Origin of the sequence: Devosia sp. Root635, from assembly GCF_001427605.1 — a bacterium.
Lineage (GTDB): Bacteria > Pseudomonadota > Alphaproteobacteria > Rhizobiales > Devosiaceae > Devosia.
Genome location: NZ_LMGZ01000019.1, coordinates 180,811 through 194,985 on the forward strand (window position 1 = coordinate 180,811; position 14,175 = coordinate 194,985).

A 14,175-nucleotide genomic window follows, 5' to 3' on the forward strand; every position below is an offset into this window, starting at 1 on the left:
CTGGACAGGCGCGGCAAACGGGGTCATGCTCCCCTCATGTTCAACCAACGTGAAGGAGGTGATCCAGTGTCTTTTGAGATTTTGGTACTCGAAGAAGGTCTGGGATATAGAGTGCTGATCGGGAGTGATCTCGGCTAGCACCTCCTTCCTCGGCACTCGAGGCCGATACACTCAGGAAGGGTCGTCCCGCGGGGCGGCCCTTTTTGCTGCGCCCTTGACGGAGCGCCTCAAGCCATTGATACCGCTGGCCAGATTTGTTGGAGTCCTGCGATGTCCGCGGCCAGTTTCGTTCTCACCCTTTCCTGCGCCGACCGCCCCGGCATCGTCGCCGCCATCACCACCGAACTGGCCGCTTTGGGCGCCAATATCGCCGAATCCAACCAGTTCTGGGACCGCGAGACCGACCGCTTCTTCATGCGGCTGGCCTTTACCGCGCCGGATGGCGTGGGGCGCGACGCCATCGAGCGGGCGCTGAAATCGCCCATCGAGCGCTTTTCGATGAAGACAAGCCTGGCCGATGATGCGCGCAAGAAACGCGTGGTCATCATGGTCTCCAAGTTCGACCACACGCTGCTGCACCTGCTCTACCAGATCCGCGTCGGCTGGCTCGACGCCGAGGTGGCAGCGATCATTTCCAACCACCCGGATACGCAAAAGATCGCCGAGGATGCCGGCATCCCCTTCCACCTGCTGCCGGTGACCAGGGACACCAAGGCGAGCCAGGAGGAACAGGTGCTGGCTTTGGTCAAGCAGACGGGCGCCGACCTCGTGGTGCTGGCGCGCTACATGCAGGTTTTGAGCGACAACCTCTCGACCCGCCTCTTCGGGCAGGTGATCAATATCCACCACTCGTTCCTGCCCAGCTTCAAGGGCGCCAAGCCCTATCACCAGGCCCACGAGCGCGGCGTCAAGATCATCGGCGCCACCGCCCATTACGTGACGCCCGACCTCGACGAAGGCCCGATCATCGAGCAGGAAACCGCCCGCGTCACCCATGCCATGAGCCCCGATGACCTGGTGGCCGCCGGACGGGATATCGAGAGCCGGGTGCTGGCTCGGGCGGTCAAGCTGCACCTGGAGAGCCGGGTGATGCTGAACGGGAAGAAGACGGTGGTGTTCGGGTAGGGCTGTGGCACGCCCTCGTGGTTCGAGGCTCGTGAAGAACTCGCACCTCACCATGAGGGCCGCTTTGAACGCGGTGTCCAGTAGCCCTCATGGTGAAGCGGGAGCGCAGCGACCCTCGAACCACGAGGGCGTGGCACAATCGCTAAACCGGCAAATCTTCCAGCCGGAGCGAATCCGCCAGCGTCGTGCGGTCGAGCACTTCGCGGGTGGCCAGCGTTACCCGCTCGAAGACGTGGCGGATTTCGCAGGAGGCCTCGTCGCGGCAATCGGCGCATTTCTTGTAGGCGATCTTGGACAGGCAGGGCAGCGGCGCGATGGGACCATCGATGAGGCGCAGCACCTCGCCGAACATGATCTGCTCGGGATCCTTGAGCAATTCATAGCCGCCCGAGCGACCGCGGCGGCTGGCGACGAACCCGGCCCGCTTGAGCTCGAGCAGGATCTGCTCGAGGAATTTCTTGGGGATCGCCTGTTCCTTGGAAATCTCGCCGATCATCATGGTTTCCCCGCGCCCGGTCCGGGCGAGGGACACCAGCGCGCGCAAGGCATATTTGGCTTTTTGCGAAATCATCGGCCCTACTGACTTCCCGGTGCACCCATCTGGCGCGCCGAACGCGATCGGGGCAGGAACACAGCCCCGCTGAACTCTATGCGCCCGCGCTCAAGCCTTTGACAAGAGGCTAGCTTTTGGGCTCGGGAACCACCGGCGGCACGGTGGGCTCATCCTTGCTTTCCGCGTCCGGCTCGGGCGGCGCGATACCGCCTTCGCTGGTCTCGGCGGCGGCCTCTGCAGCGGTCTCGGCATCGATCTCCGCCGTGGTTTCGGCAGCCGGCTCCGCTGCCACTTCCGGCTCGGCGGCGGGAACCACCACCTCGTCAATGGCTGCCGGTGCTTCACCAATGGCCGGAGTCGCATCGACCGATTCCGGCCCTGCCGCTGCCGGCTCGGCTGGGATGGACGCGGCTTCGACGGCATCGATGACCACTGGATCGGATTCTGCTGCTTCGGTGGCCGGCGGCGGCAGCTCAATAACCGCGTCCGGCGTCGCGACATCGGCAGCCGCAACCTTTGCCAACAGGTTCTCCACCACCGGCAGCCTGGGCTCGTCGGGCACCGGCATGGCCGCCGATGCCAGGTTACCGCCATCGCCGCGCAGGAAGGTCAGGATGCCCTTGCCGATTTCGCGCTCGCCGCGAATGACCGCAGTGGCGCCCAGATTGCGCAGGAAGGCTTCTTCCTCCTCCGAATAGGCGCGGGCGATGATGGAAATGCCCGGATTGAGCTTGCGGCCGGATTCGCAGACCGACCCCGCCTCGAAGCCATTGGAAATGGCGATCAGCAGGTTGCGGGCCTGCGGCAGGTTGGCCAGCTTGAGCGTATCCTGGCTGGCGGCATTGCCGAAGATGACTTCAAAACCCTCGGCCCGCGCGGCGGCGACGTCATGGTCCGAATCCTCGATCACCACCAGCCCGCCGCCATCGGCCTTGATGCCGTCGGCCACGATACGCCCGACCTGGCCAAAGCCGACCAGCACGGTATGGCCGGACTGGTGCGACGGCTCGTCCGTATCGTCGTCATCATCAGCGCCGAGCGCCCCGGTATCGATCGCCGCCGCGCTCGGCGCGTCGGTCGTCGCGGGTCCCGTTGCGGCCTCGGACAGCTCGGTGGGCTCGACACGCGCGCCATCATGCGTCGCCTTGCGCTGGGCGACCTTCGCCTCGAAGCGCGGCTTGGCCAGGTCTACCAGCCAGAATATAACCGGATTGAGGATGATGGATATCACCGCGCCGGCCAGCACCAAATCCTGCGCTTCCTTGGGCATGATGGCCAGCGACACGCCCATGCTGGCGATGATGAAGGAAAATTCGCCGATCTGCGCCAGCGACGCGGAAATGGTCAGCGCCGTCCCCACAGGCCGCTTGAACAGCAGCACGATGCCAAACGCGGCCAGCGACTTGCCGATGACGATGATGAAGACCGTTGCCAGTAGCGGCACCGGATTGGTGATGATGGTCGAGGGGTCGAACAGCATGCCGACCGAAACGAAGAACAGCACGGCAAAGGCGTCGCGCAGCGGCAGGGTTTCCTGCGCGGCGCGATGGCTGAGTTCGCTTTCGGAGAGGATCATGCCGGCAAAGAACGCGCCCAGCGCCAGCGACACGCCGAACAGCACGGCCGAACCGAGCGCCACGCCCAGCGCGATGGCCAGCACCGCCAGGCGGAACAGTTCGCGGCTGCCGGTATGAGCGGTGCCATGCAGCGCCCAGGGAATGAAGCGGCGGCCCACGATCATCATGAAGCCGACAAAGGCGGCAATCTTGATGACGGTGAGCCCGATGACCCCCCAGATGCCGATACCCCCGCCCGCCAGGCGCTCGACAAACGAAACGAAGGGATCGTGCGGGGCGTTTTCGCTGCCGCCCAAAGCCGCGAAGGCCGGGATCAGCACCAGCGCCAGCACGCAGACCAAATCCTCCACGATCAGCCAGCCCACGGCAATCCGGCCACGGTCGGTTTCGAGCAGGCGGCGATCCTGCATGGCCTTGAGCAGCACCACGGTCGAGGCGCAGGACAGCGCCAGGCCGAAAAGCAGGGACCCTCCGACATCCCAGCCGAGCAGCATGCCCAGCCCGAAACCCAGCAAGGTCGCCAGCGCGATCTGGCCGACGGCGCCGGGAATGGCCAGCGCCCGCACGCTCATCAAATCCTTGAGCGAGAAATGCAGGCCCACCCCGAACATGAGAAGGATCACGCCCAGCTCGGCCAATTCGGCGCCCAGCGCCTGATCGGCCACGAAGCCCGGTGTGTAGGGCCCCACCAGCACGCCGGCAGCCAGATAGCCCACCAGGGGAGGCATCTTGAAGCGATTGGCGATCATGCCGAAAATGAAGGCCAGCACCAGACCCGCGACGATCGTTGAGATCAGGGGGGTGTCGTGGTGCATGATGCCTCCGTTGTGGGGAATGATCCGGGCTGATGGAAATCTCTACGACCAAGATGGGGTATAGAGGCGCATTGCGCAAGCACCACCAATGCTGGAAACATCAGCAATTTGGCTTACTTGGCGAGAAAACTTCACAGCACCCGATGCAGAAACGCGAGTTTGTCTTTGTTATGACGGAACCCGCCCTTGCGGCGCATCTCCTGCAGGGAAAACACGAACCCGTCACACGCCTCCCAGTCTATCCGCTCCTCCGGCATCACCCGGCTTGTCCGGATGATCCATCTTCGGCGCGTGTGGAGCCGTGCATTGCCCGGACCAGCCGGGCAATGCACGGTGGAGGGGCGGGTCTGCCAATGTGGGGAGAGGGCCCTCGCCCGCTTCAGGAAACCACGGTGATCTTTTCGGCGGCGCGGGTAATGCCGGTATAGAGCCAGCGCGCCCGTTCCTCGCGGAACACGAAGCTCTCGTCGAACAGATAGACATTGTCCCACTGGCTGCCCTGCGCCTTATGGACAGTGAGGCAGTAGCCGAAGGTGAATTCGTCGAACTGGCGGCGCTCGGGCCAGCTCATCGTATCTTCCTCGCCCGAAAAGAAGGCCTTGTGCGTCAGCACCCGCGCCTCGCCCTTGCCCTCGTCGGCCCCCAGCAGCAGCGAATATTTGCCATTGGTCCGCTTGGTGACTTCGGTGACGATCCAGATCTGGCCGTTGAGCAGCTTCTTGCGCGGATTGTTGCGCAGGCAGACCATGCGGTCGCCTTCCACCGGCTCGTGGAAGGGCAGGCCGCGTAATTCGCGCAGGCGATCATTGTATTGCAGGCGGGTCTTGTTGCGGCCCACCAGCACCTGGTCGGCTTCGAGTACCGCGTTGCGATCGACATTGTCGCGGCCCACCACGATGGATTCGCCATAGGAGCCGCGCTCGAGAAAGCCGCCTTCGCGCACTTGCATGGAGAGGTGGATGATCGGATTGTCCGCCGCCTGGCGGTGGATTTCGGTGAGCATGATGTCGGGCTCGTCGGCGGTGAAGAAACCGGCGCCCTGCACCGGCGGCAGCTGGAACGGATCGCCCAGCACCAGCACCTTGACCCCAAAGCTGAGCAGGTCGCGGCCCAGTTGCTCATCGACCATCGACACTTCATCGATAACGATGAGATCGGCATCGGCGGCCGGGCTTTCATCGTCGAGCACGAAGCGCGGCTCGCCCTCCTTTTCGCTGACCAGGGTATAGATCAGGCTATGGATGGTCTGCGCGCCCTTGCAGCCGCGCTTGCGCATGACCAGAGCCGCCTTGCCAGTAAAGGCGGCATATTTGACGCTGCGGACATCCTGCGCCAGATGCACGGCCAGGGTCGACTTGCCGGTGCCGGCCCAGCCGAACAGGCGGAACACCTGGGGCCCGTTCTTGTCCTTGAGCCAGGCGGACACCGCCTTGAGCGCGCCATCCTGCTGGGGCGACCAGACCGGCATCAGGCGATCCGCGTCCGGACCATGCCGACACCGGCAATGGCGCCTTCCAGCACATCGCCGCGCACCACGGCACCAACGCCGGCCGGGGTGCCGGTCATGATGATATCGCCGGCCTTGAGGGCAACGAAGCGGCTCAGATAGGCGATGGTGTCGGCGACGTTCCAGATCTGGTCGGCGAGATCGCCGCGCTGGCGTTCGACGCCGTTGACCGAGAGCGTGATCGTGCCCTTGTCGGGGTGGCCGATCGCGCTCACCGGTTCGATCGTGCCGATGGGGGCAGAATGATCGAAGCCCTTGGCCATGTCCCAGGGGCGCCCGGCTTTCTTGGCCTGCGTCTGCACATCCCGCCGCGTCATGTCGAGGCCAACGGCATAGCCATAGACATGGTTGAGCGCATCGGCCGAGGCGATATCGGACCCGTCCTTGCCGATGGCGACGACCAGTTCGATCTCGTGGTGGAAATCACTGGTCTGGCTCGGATAGGGGATATCGGCGCCACCGACGACGATGGCATCGGCCGGCTTGCCGAAGAAGAATGGCGGATCGCGCGTGTCATTGCCCATTTCCACCACATGCTCGGCATAGTTGCGGCCCACGCAATAGACCCGGCGCACGGCGAACAGCCCGCCACGGGCGATCGGGATGGTCGTGGGCGCGTAAGGTTCGAACAGAAAATCAGCCACGCTTGAACTCCTCGGCATAGGGCCCGATCAGGTCGAGGTCGATCTTGCCCAGCCGGTCCTGTGCGGTGAAGGACTGGTGCCAATAGGGATAGAGCAAAGGCGGCCTGCTGGCCGCATCGAGCCGGGCGCGTTCGTCGTCACTCAGCTTGAAGTCGGCCGCGCCCAGATTGTCCTGGAACTGCGCATCGCTGCGCCCGCCGATAATGACCGAGGTCACCCCCGGCCGCCCCAGCAGCCAGGCCAGCGCCACCTGCGCGCCCGAGACGCCGCGTTCCTCGGCCACACCAACCAGCACGTCGATGATGTCGTAGAATTTCTCCCAGTCATAGACCGGCGGTTCGCGGAAGCCGCCCACATGCCGGCCCGATTTCGGTCCGCCATCGCGCCGATACTTGCCCGAGAGCAGCCCGCCCGCCAGCGGCGACCAGATGAGCACGCCCAGCCCCTGGTCCTGACCGACCGGGATCAGCTCATATTCGGCTTCGCGCGAATGCAGCGTGTAGTGGATTTGCTGGGAGATGAAGCGTTCGCCCTGTCGCGCCCCGGCAGCAGCGAGGGCCTTGCTGATTTGCCAGCCGGCATAATTGGAACAGCCGATATAGCGGACCAAGCCCCTTTTCACGAGCGTATCGAGCGCCTCCATCGTCTCCTCGATGGGCGTCTGCCCGTCCCATTCATGCACCTGGTAGAGATCAATGACATCGGTCTGCAGTCGGCGCAGGCTGGCTTCGGCCTGGGCGACGATGTGGTGGCGGGAAAGGCCGATATCGTTGGGTCCGTCGCCCATCTTGAAGCGGACTTTTGTCGCGACCAGCGTTTTCTGCCGGCGGCCATTCTCGGCCAAAGCCACCCCGACCATCTCCTCGGAGACGCCGGCATTGTAGACATTGGCCGTGTCGATCAGGTTGATGCCGGCATCGAGGCACATGTCGATCTGCCGTGTCGCGTCACCCTGTTCGGTATGGCCGACCTTTTCGGAACCGCCAAAGGTCATGGTGCCCATGGTCAGCGTGGAGACCTTGAGGCCTGAACGCCCCAGATAACGGTATTCCATCGACATTCCTCGTTTGTTCTGCCGCGATAGGGCTAAAGGGCAAACGGAGTCGGGTCAATCGCACTCTGTGCCACGCCCTCGTGGTTCGAGGGTCGCTTCACTCCCGCCTCACCATGAGGGCTACTTTTAGCTCAATGTCCTTGTAGCCCTCATGGTGAGGTGCGAGTTCTTCACGAGCCTCGAACCACGAGGGCGTGGCACGATGGTTCGATCCCTGCTAAACCGCCGCCATCCTTCCGAAAGCCCTCCCCGTGCGGCCGCAATCCGTCGTCTTTTCCGTCCTGCTCGTCACGCTGGGCATGGTGTTCACCCAGACCGGCGCGAGCTTTGCCAAGGGGCTGTTTCCGCTGGTGGGTGCAGCGGGCGCGACGACATTGCGGCTGGTGCTGGCGGCCGTCGTGCTGGTCGCCGTGTTCCGGCCGTGGCGGCAGAAGCTCGACAGCAGGCAATGGCGCGCCGTTCTGGCCTATGGCGCCGTCATGGGCGCAATGAACCTGTTCTTCTATGCGGCGCTGGCAACCATTCCGCTCGGCGTCGCCGTGGCGCTCGAATTCACCGGCCCGCTGGCGGTGGCCCTGGCCGGCGCGCGCAAGCCGCTCGATTTCGCCTGGATCGCCCTGGCCCTGGCCGGGCTCGCCATGCTGCTGCCGCTGGGCCAGTCGACCGGCGCGATCGGCATAATGGGCGTGCTGCTGGCCCTGGCGGCCGGCGCCTGCTGGGCCGGCTATATCATTTTCGGCCAGCGCGCCGGCACCGGCGGCGGCCCGCATATCACGGCGCTCGGTGTGTCCGTCGCGGCCGTCATCGCGCTGCCCTTCGGCGTCGCGACATCAGGCACGGCCCTGCTCGATCCGGCCATCCTGCCCATCGGGCTGGGCGTGGCCCTGCTGTCGAGCGCCATTCCCTATGCGCTGGACATGGTGGCCCTGCCCCATATGCCATCGCGCCTGTTCGGGATTCTGATGAGTGGCCAGCCGGCCCTCGGCGCGCTGTCGGGTTTCCTCATTCTCGGCGAAACGCTGAGCCCCTGGCAGTTGGGCGGCATCGTCGCCATCATCGTGGCCTCGCTGGGCGCCACGGTGACGATAGCGCGGAATACGCCGCCACCCGTGGCGTAAAAATCGCTTCACCCGCTGTCTGAATTGGGCATAGTCGCTCGTCATGTTCACGACGAGGGATGTCTAAATGCTGTATGCTGTCCTCTGCTACAATGATGAAAACGCCGTCGCCACCTGGTCCAAGGAGGAGGATGACGCCTGCATGGCGCGCCTCGGCCAGGTCGAGGACGGCATGAAGGCCAAGGGCAAGATGGGCCCGGTGGCGCGGCTGCTGCCGACTACTTCGGCAACCACCCTGCGCAAGACCTCGGGCGAACCCCTGATCATCGACGGGCCCTTCGCCGAAACCAAGGAACAGTTCCTCGGCTTCTATCTCGCCGATTGCGACTCGCTGGACGAGGCCATCGCCTTTGCCAAGGAGCTGATCAAGGCCAATCCCAGCGGCGGCGGCTATGAAATCCGTCCTGTCGGCATCTTTCACCCCAGCGAGCTTGGATAATGGTCGACAACGCCTGGATAGCAGCGGCCCTGATAGCGGCCCGACCCCAGGCGTTGAGCGCCCTGCTGCGCTATTTCCGCAATCTTGATGCCGCCGAGGAGGCTTTCCAGGAAGCGAGCCTCCGCGCCGTCAGAACCTGGCCCGTCAAGGGGCCGCCGCGCGACACCGTGGCCTGGCTGATCTTCGTCGGGCGCAATAGCGGCATCGATGCGGTGCGCAAGACGCGCAGGAACGTCGCCCTGCCGTCCGAAGAGCACCTGTCGGACCTCGACGATGCCGAAGTGGATATCGCCGAGCGGCTGGATGGCGCGCATTACCGCGACGACATCCTGCGCCTGCTTTTCGTGTGCTGCCACCCCGACCTGCCCGCCAACCAGCAGATCGCGCTGGCTCTGCGCGTGGTGGCCGGCCTGCCGCTACGGCAGATCGCCAGGGCGTTCCTGGTCAGCGAAGTGGCGATGGAGCAGCGCATTACCCGCGCCAAGGCGCGCATCGCCGCCAATAATGTGCCTTTCGATCCGCCTGATGAAGAAGGAAGGTTGGAGCGGCTGGGCGTGGTGGCCATGATGATCTACCTCGTCTTCAACGAGGGCTATTCGCGCGGCCATTCCGACCCCGATGCGGCCCTGCTCTGCGACGAGGCGATAAGGCTCGGCCGGCTGTTGCAGCACCTGTTTCCCAGCGAGCCGGAAGTCATGGGGCTGGTGGCGCTGATGCTGCTGCAGCATGCGCGGCACCGCGCCCGCACCGATGCCGAGGGCCAGATCGTGCTGCTGGAGGACCAGGACCGGACCCTGTGGGACGGACCCATGCTGGCCGAGGGGCGGGCGCTGGTGGAAAAGGCCCTGCGCCATCAGGAGCCGGGCACCTACCAGGTGCAGGCCGCCATTGCCGCCCAGCATGCGCGGGCCAAGCGCGCCGAGGACACCGATTGGGGCGCCATCGACCGGCTCTACCAGACGCTCGAAGTCATCCAGCCTTCACCCGTGGTGACGCTCAACCGCGCCGTGGCTGTCAGCAAGGCATATGGGCCGGAAGCGGCCCTGGCGCTGATCGCGCCTTTGGGCGACAGGCTCGACTCCTATTTCCACTATCACGGGGTGCGCGGCGGGCTGCTGCTGCAACTGGGCAATACATCGGGGGCGCGCGAAGCCTTCAACCGCGCCATAGCGCTGGCCGGCTCGCCGGCCGAGGCGGCGCATATTCGCCTCCATCTCGACCGGTTGGCGGCGCAGCCAGCTTTGCCGCCGGCCAGCGCGATCAATTGATAGATGACTGAACTGGCGCCTGACCGCGCGCCATGCTTGCATAGGCCCAACCGAGGAGAACAGACATGACCGCACCCCGCCCCACCACCGGCGTTACGCCCTATCTCAATGTCGACGGCGCCCGAAAGGCACTCGACTTCTACAAGACCGCCTTTGCCGCCATCGAGCACGAGGCCATGACGGCCGAGAACAGCGACAAGCTGATCCACAGCACCATCGAGATCAATGGCAGCGTGCTCTTCGTCTGCGACTTCTTCCCCGACTACGGCTTCCCGCCGGTCAAGCCGCAGGGCTTCAACATGCATATCCATGTCGACGACGCCCAGAAATGGTGGGACCGCGCCGTGGCTGCCGGCTGCAAGGTGACGTCGCCGCTCAAGACGGAGTTCTGGGGCGATATCTATGGCCAGCTGGAAGACCCGTTCGGGGTGACCTGGGCGATCGGGCAGAGCGTGAAGCCGGTGTGAGCCACCATTCTCCTGCCCCATCGTTTCATTTTCACGGAACCGGTGGTTATCGCCCCCTCCCCCTTGAGGGGAGGGTTGGGAGGGGGTGGTTTCGGGTTCACTGATGGACCCCCTCCCTCGATCCCTCCCCTCAAGGGGGAGGGAGGCGCAAGAGCCTACGACGCCATCGAAAGGATGAACCGCCCTAAGCAAGCCTTCACCCCGCCCTGCTAAAGTCCCGCCATGCCCACCGACAAGCTCCAGACCTACCGTGACAAGCGTGACTTCCAGCGCACCAGCGAGCCTGCCGGCTCCGTGGGCAGCGCCGGCAACCGCTTCGTCATCCACAAGCACCATGCCACGGCGGACCATTATGACCTGCGGCTCGAACTCGATGGCGTGCTGAAAAGCTGGGCCGTGCCCAAGGGACCTTCGCTCAACCCGGCCGACAAGCGCTTCGCCGCCGCCACCGAGGACCACCCGATCGACTATATCGACTTCGAGGGCGTCATCCCCGAGGGCGAATATGGCGGCGGACCGATGATCGTCTGGGATACCGGCACCTGGGCGCCGATGGGCGACCCGCATGAAGATTTGCAGAAGGGCGCCTTCAAGTTCCGCCTGGTCGGCGAAAAGCTGCGCGGCGGCTGGATGCTGGCGCGGCTCAAAGGCAAGCCGGAGGACAAGGGTAAGGAAGGCTGGATCCTGTTCAAGGAACGGGACACATCAATGAGTACCGAGGAGGATATTCTCGAAACCCGCCCCGAAAGCGTCAAGACCGGACGGCGGATCGAGGAACTGGTGGCGCCCCCCCCTGCTCCGATCAAAAAGGCCGGCAAGCCGCAGCCGGGCAAGCTGACCGGCGCCGTGAAGGCGCCCCTGCCCGCTACGATGGCGCTGCAACTGGCCTCGTCGGCCGAGAAAGTGCCGGACCCCAAGGGGAAATATCTGCATGAGATCAAGTTCGACGGCTATCGCACGCTGGCCTTCCTCCAAGCCGGCAAGGCCCGGCTGATCACCCGCGGCGGGCTGGACTGGACCAAACGCTATGGCGACTTGCCCAAGGCCTTCGGCGAGCTCAATTGCCGCGAGGCCATCGTCGATGGCGAGATCGTGGTGCTGGACAAGCAGGGGATCAGCCGCTTCTCCATGTTGCAGGATGCGTTGTCGGAAGGGGCGGGCAACAAGCTGGTGTTTTATGCCTTCGACCTGCTGCATCTCGACGGCTGGGATCTGCGCAATGTGCCCTTGGTCAAGCGCAAGGGCCTGCTGGCGCAACTGCTCTCCGGCCATGTGACACCGCGCTCGGCCATCCAATATTCCGACCATGTCGAGGGCGACGGACAGGTGCTGCTCGACCATGCTTCCGAACTGGGGCTGGAAGGCGTGGTTTCCAAGCGCGCGGACAGCAAGCATACGGCCGGGCGATCATCGAGCTGGCTCAAGATCAAGGCGCTCAAAACCGGCGACTATGTCATTGCGGGCTACAGCGACAGCGCCGCCAATGGCGGCATCGGCGCGCTGGCTGTGGGTGAATGGGTCGAGGGAGAACTGGTCTATCGCGGCAAGGTGGGCACCGGCTTCGACGCCGCCACGATGAAGTCGCTGGTGGCGCGGCTGGCGCCGCTGCGGATCGATGAGAAGCTGGAGCGCGCGCCAAAAGAGATCATCCCGGTGCGGCCCATTCTGACCGCCCGCATTCAATATGCCAACCAGACCAATGACGGCATGCTGCGCCACGCCGTGTTCAGGGGGTTGCGTCAGGCCGAGCTGACGACGCCGGTGAGCGCGCCGGTCAAGCGCATCATCTCCGACGCGGACCTCGCCGGCATATGGGTGACCAATCCGACACGGCGGCTGTTCGGCAAGACCGGGCCGACCAAGCTCGATATCGCGGTCTATTATGCCGGTGTAGGCGACTATATGCTGCCGCACCTGTTCAACCGGCCAGTCTCGCTGTTCCGCTGCCCGACCGGCAAGCCGCATGACTGCTTCTTCCAGCGCCATCCCTTTACCGGCATGCCTGATGGTCTCAAGAGCTTCGAGACGCAGAATTCGGAAGGCGAGAAACAGACCTATATCTCGGTGGAGGATGCCAGGGGCTATCTGGCTTTGGCCCAGTTCGGCGTCATCGAGTTCCACGCCTGGGGCACCCATGCCAGCCATATCGACAAGCCCGACCGGGTGATCTTCGACCTCGACCCCGGCGAGGGCGTGCAATGGCGCGACGTGGTCAATGCCGCCGTGCATCTGCGCGGGGGGCTGGAGGCCATGGGGCTCAGGCCCTTCGTCAAGACCTCGGGCGGCAAGGGCGTGCATATCGTGGTGCCGACCACGAAAAAGCTGACCTGGAAACAGGCCCATGCCGCCTGCGCCGCCATTGCGGTGGTGCTGGCCAAGACCGGGCCCGACACGTTTACCACCACAATGGGCGAGCAGAACCGCAAGAACCGCATCTTCATCGACTATCACCGCAATGCGCGCAGCGCGACGGCGGTAGCGGCCTATTCGCTGCGCGCCCGCCCGCATCTGCCGGCCTCTACGCCGATAGACTGGCGGGACCTGGAATCCATCGACTCTCCCGAAGACCTGAATTATTCTACGCTTCCGGGTTTGTTAACCACGGCTGGCGACCCCTGGGCCGACATTAACGAGTCCGCACGGGATCTAACGTCATGATTTACGTGTTGTTTGCGTAGTGTTCGCGCGTAGGAGACGAAAATGGCACCCAGAGCCAGTTGGAAGGGCCATATCAGACTGAGCCTGGTGAGCTGCGCGGTGAAGATGTTCCCGGCGACATCGACGTCGGAGCGCATCAGCTTCAACCAGCTCCACAAGGATACGCATAACCGCATCAACATGAAGCCGGTCGACCCCGAACTGGGTCTGGTCGAACGATCAGACCTGGTGCGCGGCTACGAATACGAAGCCAAGCAATATATCATCATCGAGGACGAAGACCTCGAAGCCGTCCGCATCGAATCCAACCACACGCTCAATATCGAAGCCTTTGTCGATGAGAACGAAGTGGACGAGATCTACCAGGACGCCCCCTATTACCTCGCCCCCGACGGGGCCATGGCCGAGGAAACCTTCGTCGTTTTGCGCGAGGCCCTGCGCAAGAGCGGCAAGGTGGCCATTGCCCGGCTGGTGCTGTCGAGCCGCGAGCGCGTGGTGACCATCGGCGCGCGCGACAAGGGCATGTTCGTCACCACTTTGCGCAACCCCAACGAAGTGCGCGGCACGGCCGAATATTTCGATACTATCCCGCAGGGCAAGCCCGATGCGGAAATGCTCGACCTGGCGCAGAAGCTGATCGACCAGAAGGTCACCCATTTCGACCCCAAGGCCTATGAGGATCGCTATGAGGTCGCCCTGATGTCGATGATCAAGGAAAAGCTCAAGGGCCACAAACCAATCATTGCAGCGGCGCCCGAACGCGGCAATGTTATCAACCTGATGGACGCGCTGAAGGCGAGCCTGGGGGAAGCCAAGCCGGCCGCGAAAAGCAAGGCCAAGGCACCTGCTGCCGCGCCCAAGGAATCCGCCGCCAAGGCATCGCTCAAGGCCGCATTGGAAGCATCCAAGGCCGCAGCACCAAAGGCGGCCGCAAAAAAGAAGGCCTGACC

Annotated in this window: 11 protein-coding genes and 1 pseudogene; 7 read left to right on the forward strand and 5 right to left on the reverse strand. The window is 64.2% G+C overall.

Annotation, left to right across the window (positions count from 1 at the left end; all coding sequences use genetic code 11):
• The first annotated feature begins 270 nt into the window (after window positions 1-270).
• On the forward strand, window positions 271-1,125 hold the full coding sequence (gene purU / locus ASD80_RS12120) for a formyltetrahydrofolate deformylase (protein WP_056233132.1): 855 nt from the start codon (window positions 271-273) through the stop codon (window positions 1,123-1,125).
• Between the two features lie 142 nt (window positions 1,126-1,267).
• On the opposite strand, the gene ASD80_RS12125 is transcribed toward purU, so the two are convergent.
• The 5 genes and pseudogenes from ASD80_RS12125 to ASD80_RS12145 form a co-directional block, all read right to left on the reverse strand.
• Entirely contained in the window at window positions 1,268-1,696 is a 429-nt protein-coding gene (locus tag ASD80_RS12125) for an RrF2 family transcriptional regulator (RefSeq protein WP_056233134.1), read from the reverse strand.
• A gap of 529 nt (window positions 1,697-2,225) precedes the next feature.
• Window positions 2,226-4,070 (reverse strand): annotated as a pseudogene (locus tag ASD80_RS12130) (cation:proton antiporter); the annotation flags it as partial.
• Window positions 4,071-4,449: 379 nt separating this feature from the next.
• On the reverse strand, window positions 4,450-5,538 hold the full coding sequence (locus ASD80_RS12135) for an ATP-dependent DNA helicase (RefSeq protein WP_056233139.1): 1,089 nt from the start codon (window positions 5,536-5,538) through the stop codon (window positions 4,450-4,452).
• Window positions 5,538-6,221, reverse strand: coding sequence for a fumarylacetoacetate hydrolase family protein (locus tag ASD80_RS12140; protein WP_056233140.1), 684 nt, complete (start codon window positions 6,219-6,221; stop codon window positions 5,538-5,540). Before ASD80_RS12140 ends, ASD80_RS12135 begins: the two co-directional genes overlap by 1 nt.
• Complete coding sequence (locus ASD80_RS12145) at window positions 6,214-7,275, reverse strand: aldo/keto reductase (RefSeq protein ID WP_056233142.1); 1,062 nt, start codon at window positions 7,273-7,275, stop codon at window positions 6,214-6,216. The genes ASD80_RS12140 and ASD80_RS12145 overlap by 8 nt, the downstream gene beginning before the upstream one ends.
• A 251-nt stretch (window positions 7,276-7,526) precedes the next feature.
• Between ASD80_RS12145 and ASD80_RS12150 the strand changes: the two genes are divergently transcribed.
• The 6 genes from ASD80_RS12150 to ASD80_RS12175 all read left to right on the forward strand — a co-directional run bounded on the left by ASD80_RS12150 (window position 7,527) and on the right by ASD80_RS12175 (window position 14,173).
• Complete coding sequence (locus ASD80_RS12150) at window positions 7,527-8,393, forward strand: EamA family transporter (protein WP_244488995.1); 867 nt, start codon at window positions 7,527-7,529, stop codon at window positions 8,391-8,393.
• A 67-nt stretch (window positions 8,394-8,460) separates the two neighbouring features.
• Window positions 8,461-8,832 (forward strand): YciI family protein, encoded by a 372-nt coding sequence (locus tag ASD80_RS12155; protein ID WP_056233144.1) that lies wholly within the window; start codon window positions 8,461-8,463, stop codon window positions 8,830-8,832.
• A complete protein-coding gene (locus tag ASD80_RS12160) occupies window positions 8,832-10,100 on the forward strand; it encodes an RNA polymerase sigma factor (RefSeq protein ID WP_056233146.1) in 1,269 nt (422 codons plus the stop codon). Before ASD80_RS12155 ends, ASD80_RS12160 begins: the two co-directional genes overlap by 1 nt.
• A gap of 65 nt (window positions 10,101-10,165) precedes the next feature.
• Window positions 10,166-10,567 carry a VOC family protein gene (locus tag ASD80_RS12165; protein WP_056233149.1) on the forward strand — a complete coding sequence of 134 codons (402 nt, stop codon included), beginning with the start codon at window positions 10,166-10,168 and terminating at the stop codon, window positions 10,565-10,567.
• Between the two features lie 222 nt (window positions 10,568-10,789).
• Window positions 10,790-13,225, forward strand: a complete 2,436-nt coding sequence (gene ligD, locus ASD80_RS12170; protein WP_056233151.1) for a DNA ligase D — start codon at window positions 10,790-10,792, stop codon at window positions 13,223-13,225.
• Between the two features lie 42 nt (window positions 13,226-13,267).
• Complete coding sequence (locus tag ASD80_RS12175) at window positions 13,268-14,173, forward strand: Ku protein (RefSeq protein WP_056233153.1); 906 nt, start codon at window positions 13,268-13,270, stop codon at window positions 14,171-14,173.
• Window positions 14,174-14,175: the final 2 nt, after the last annotated feature.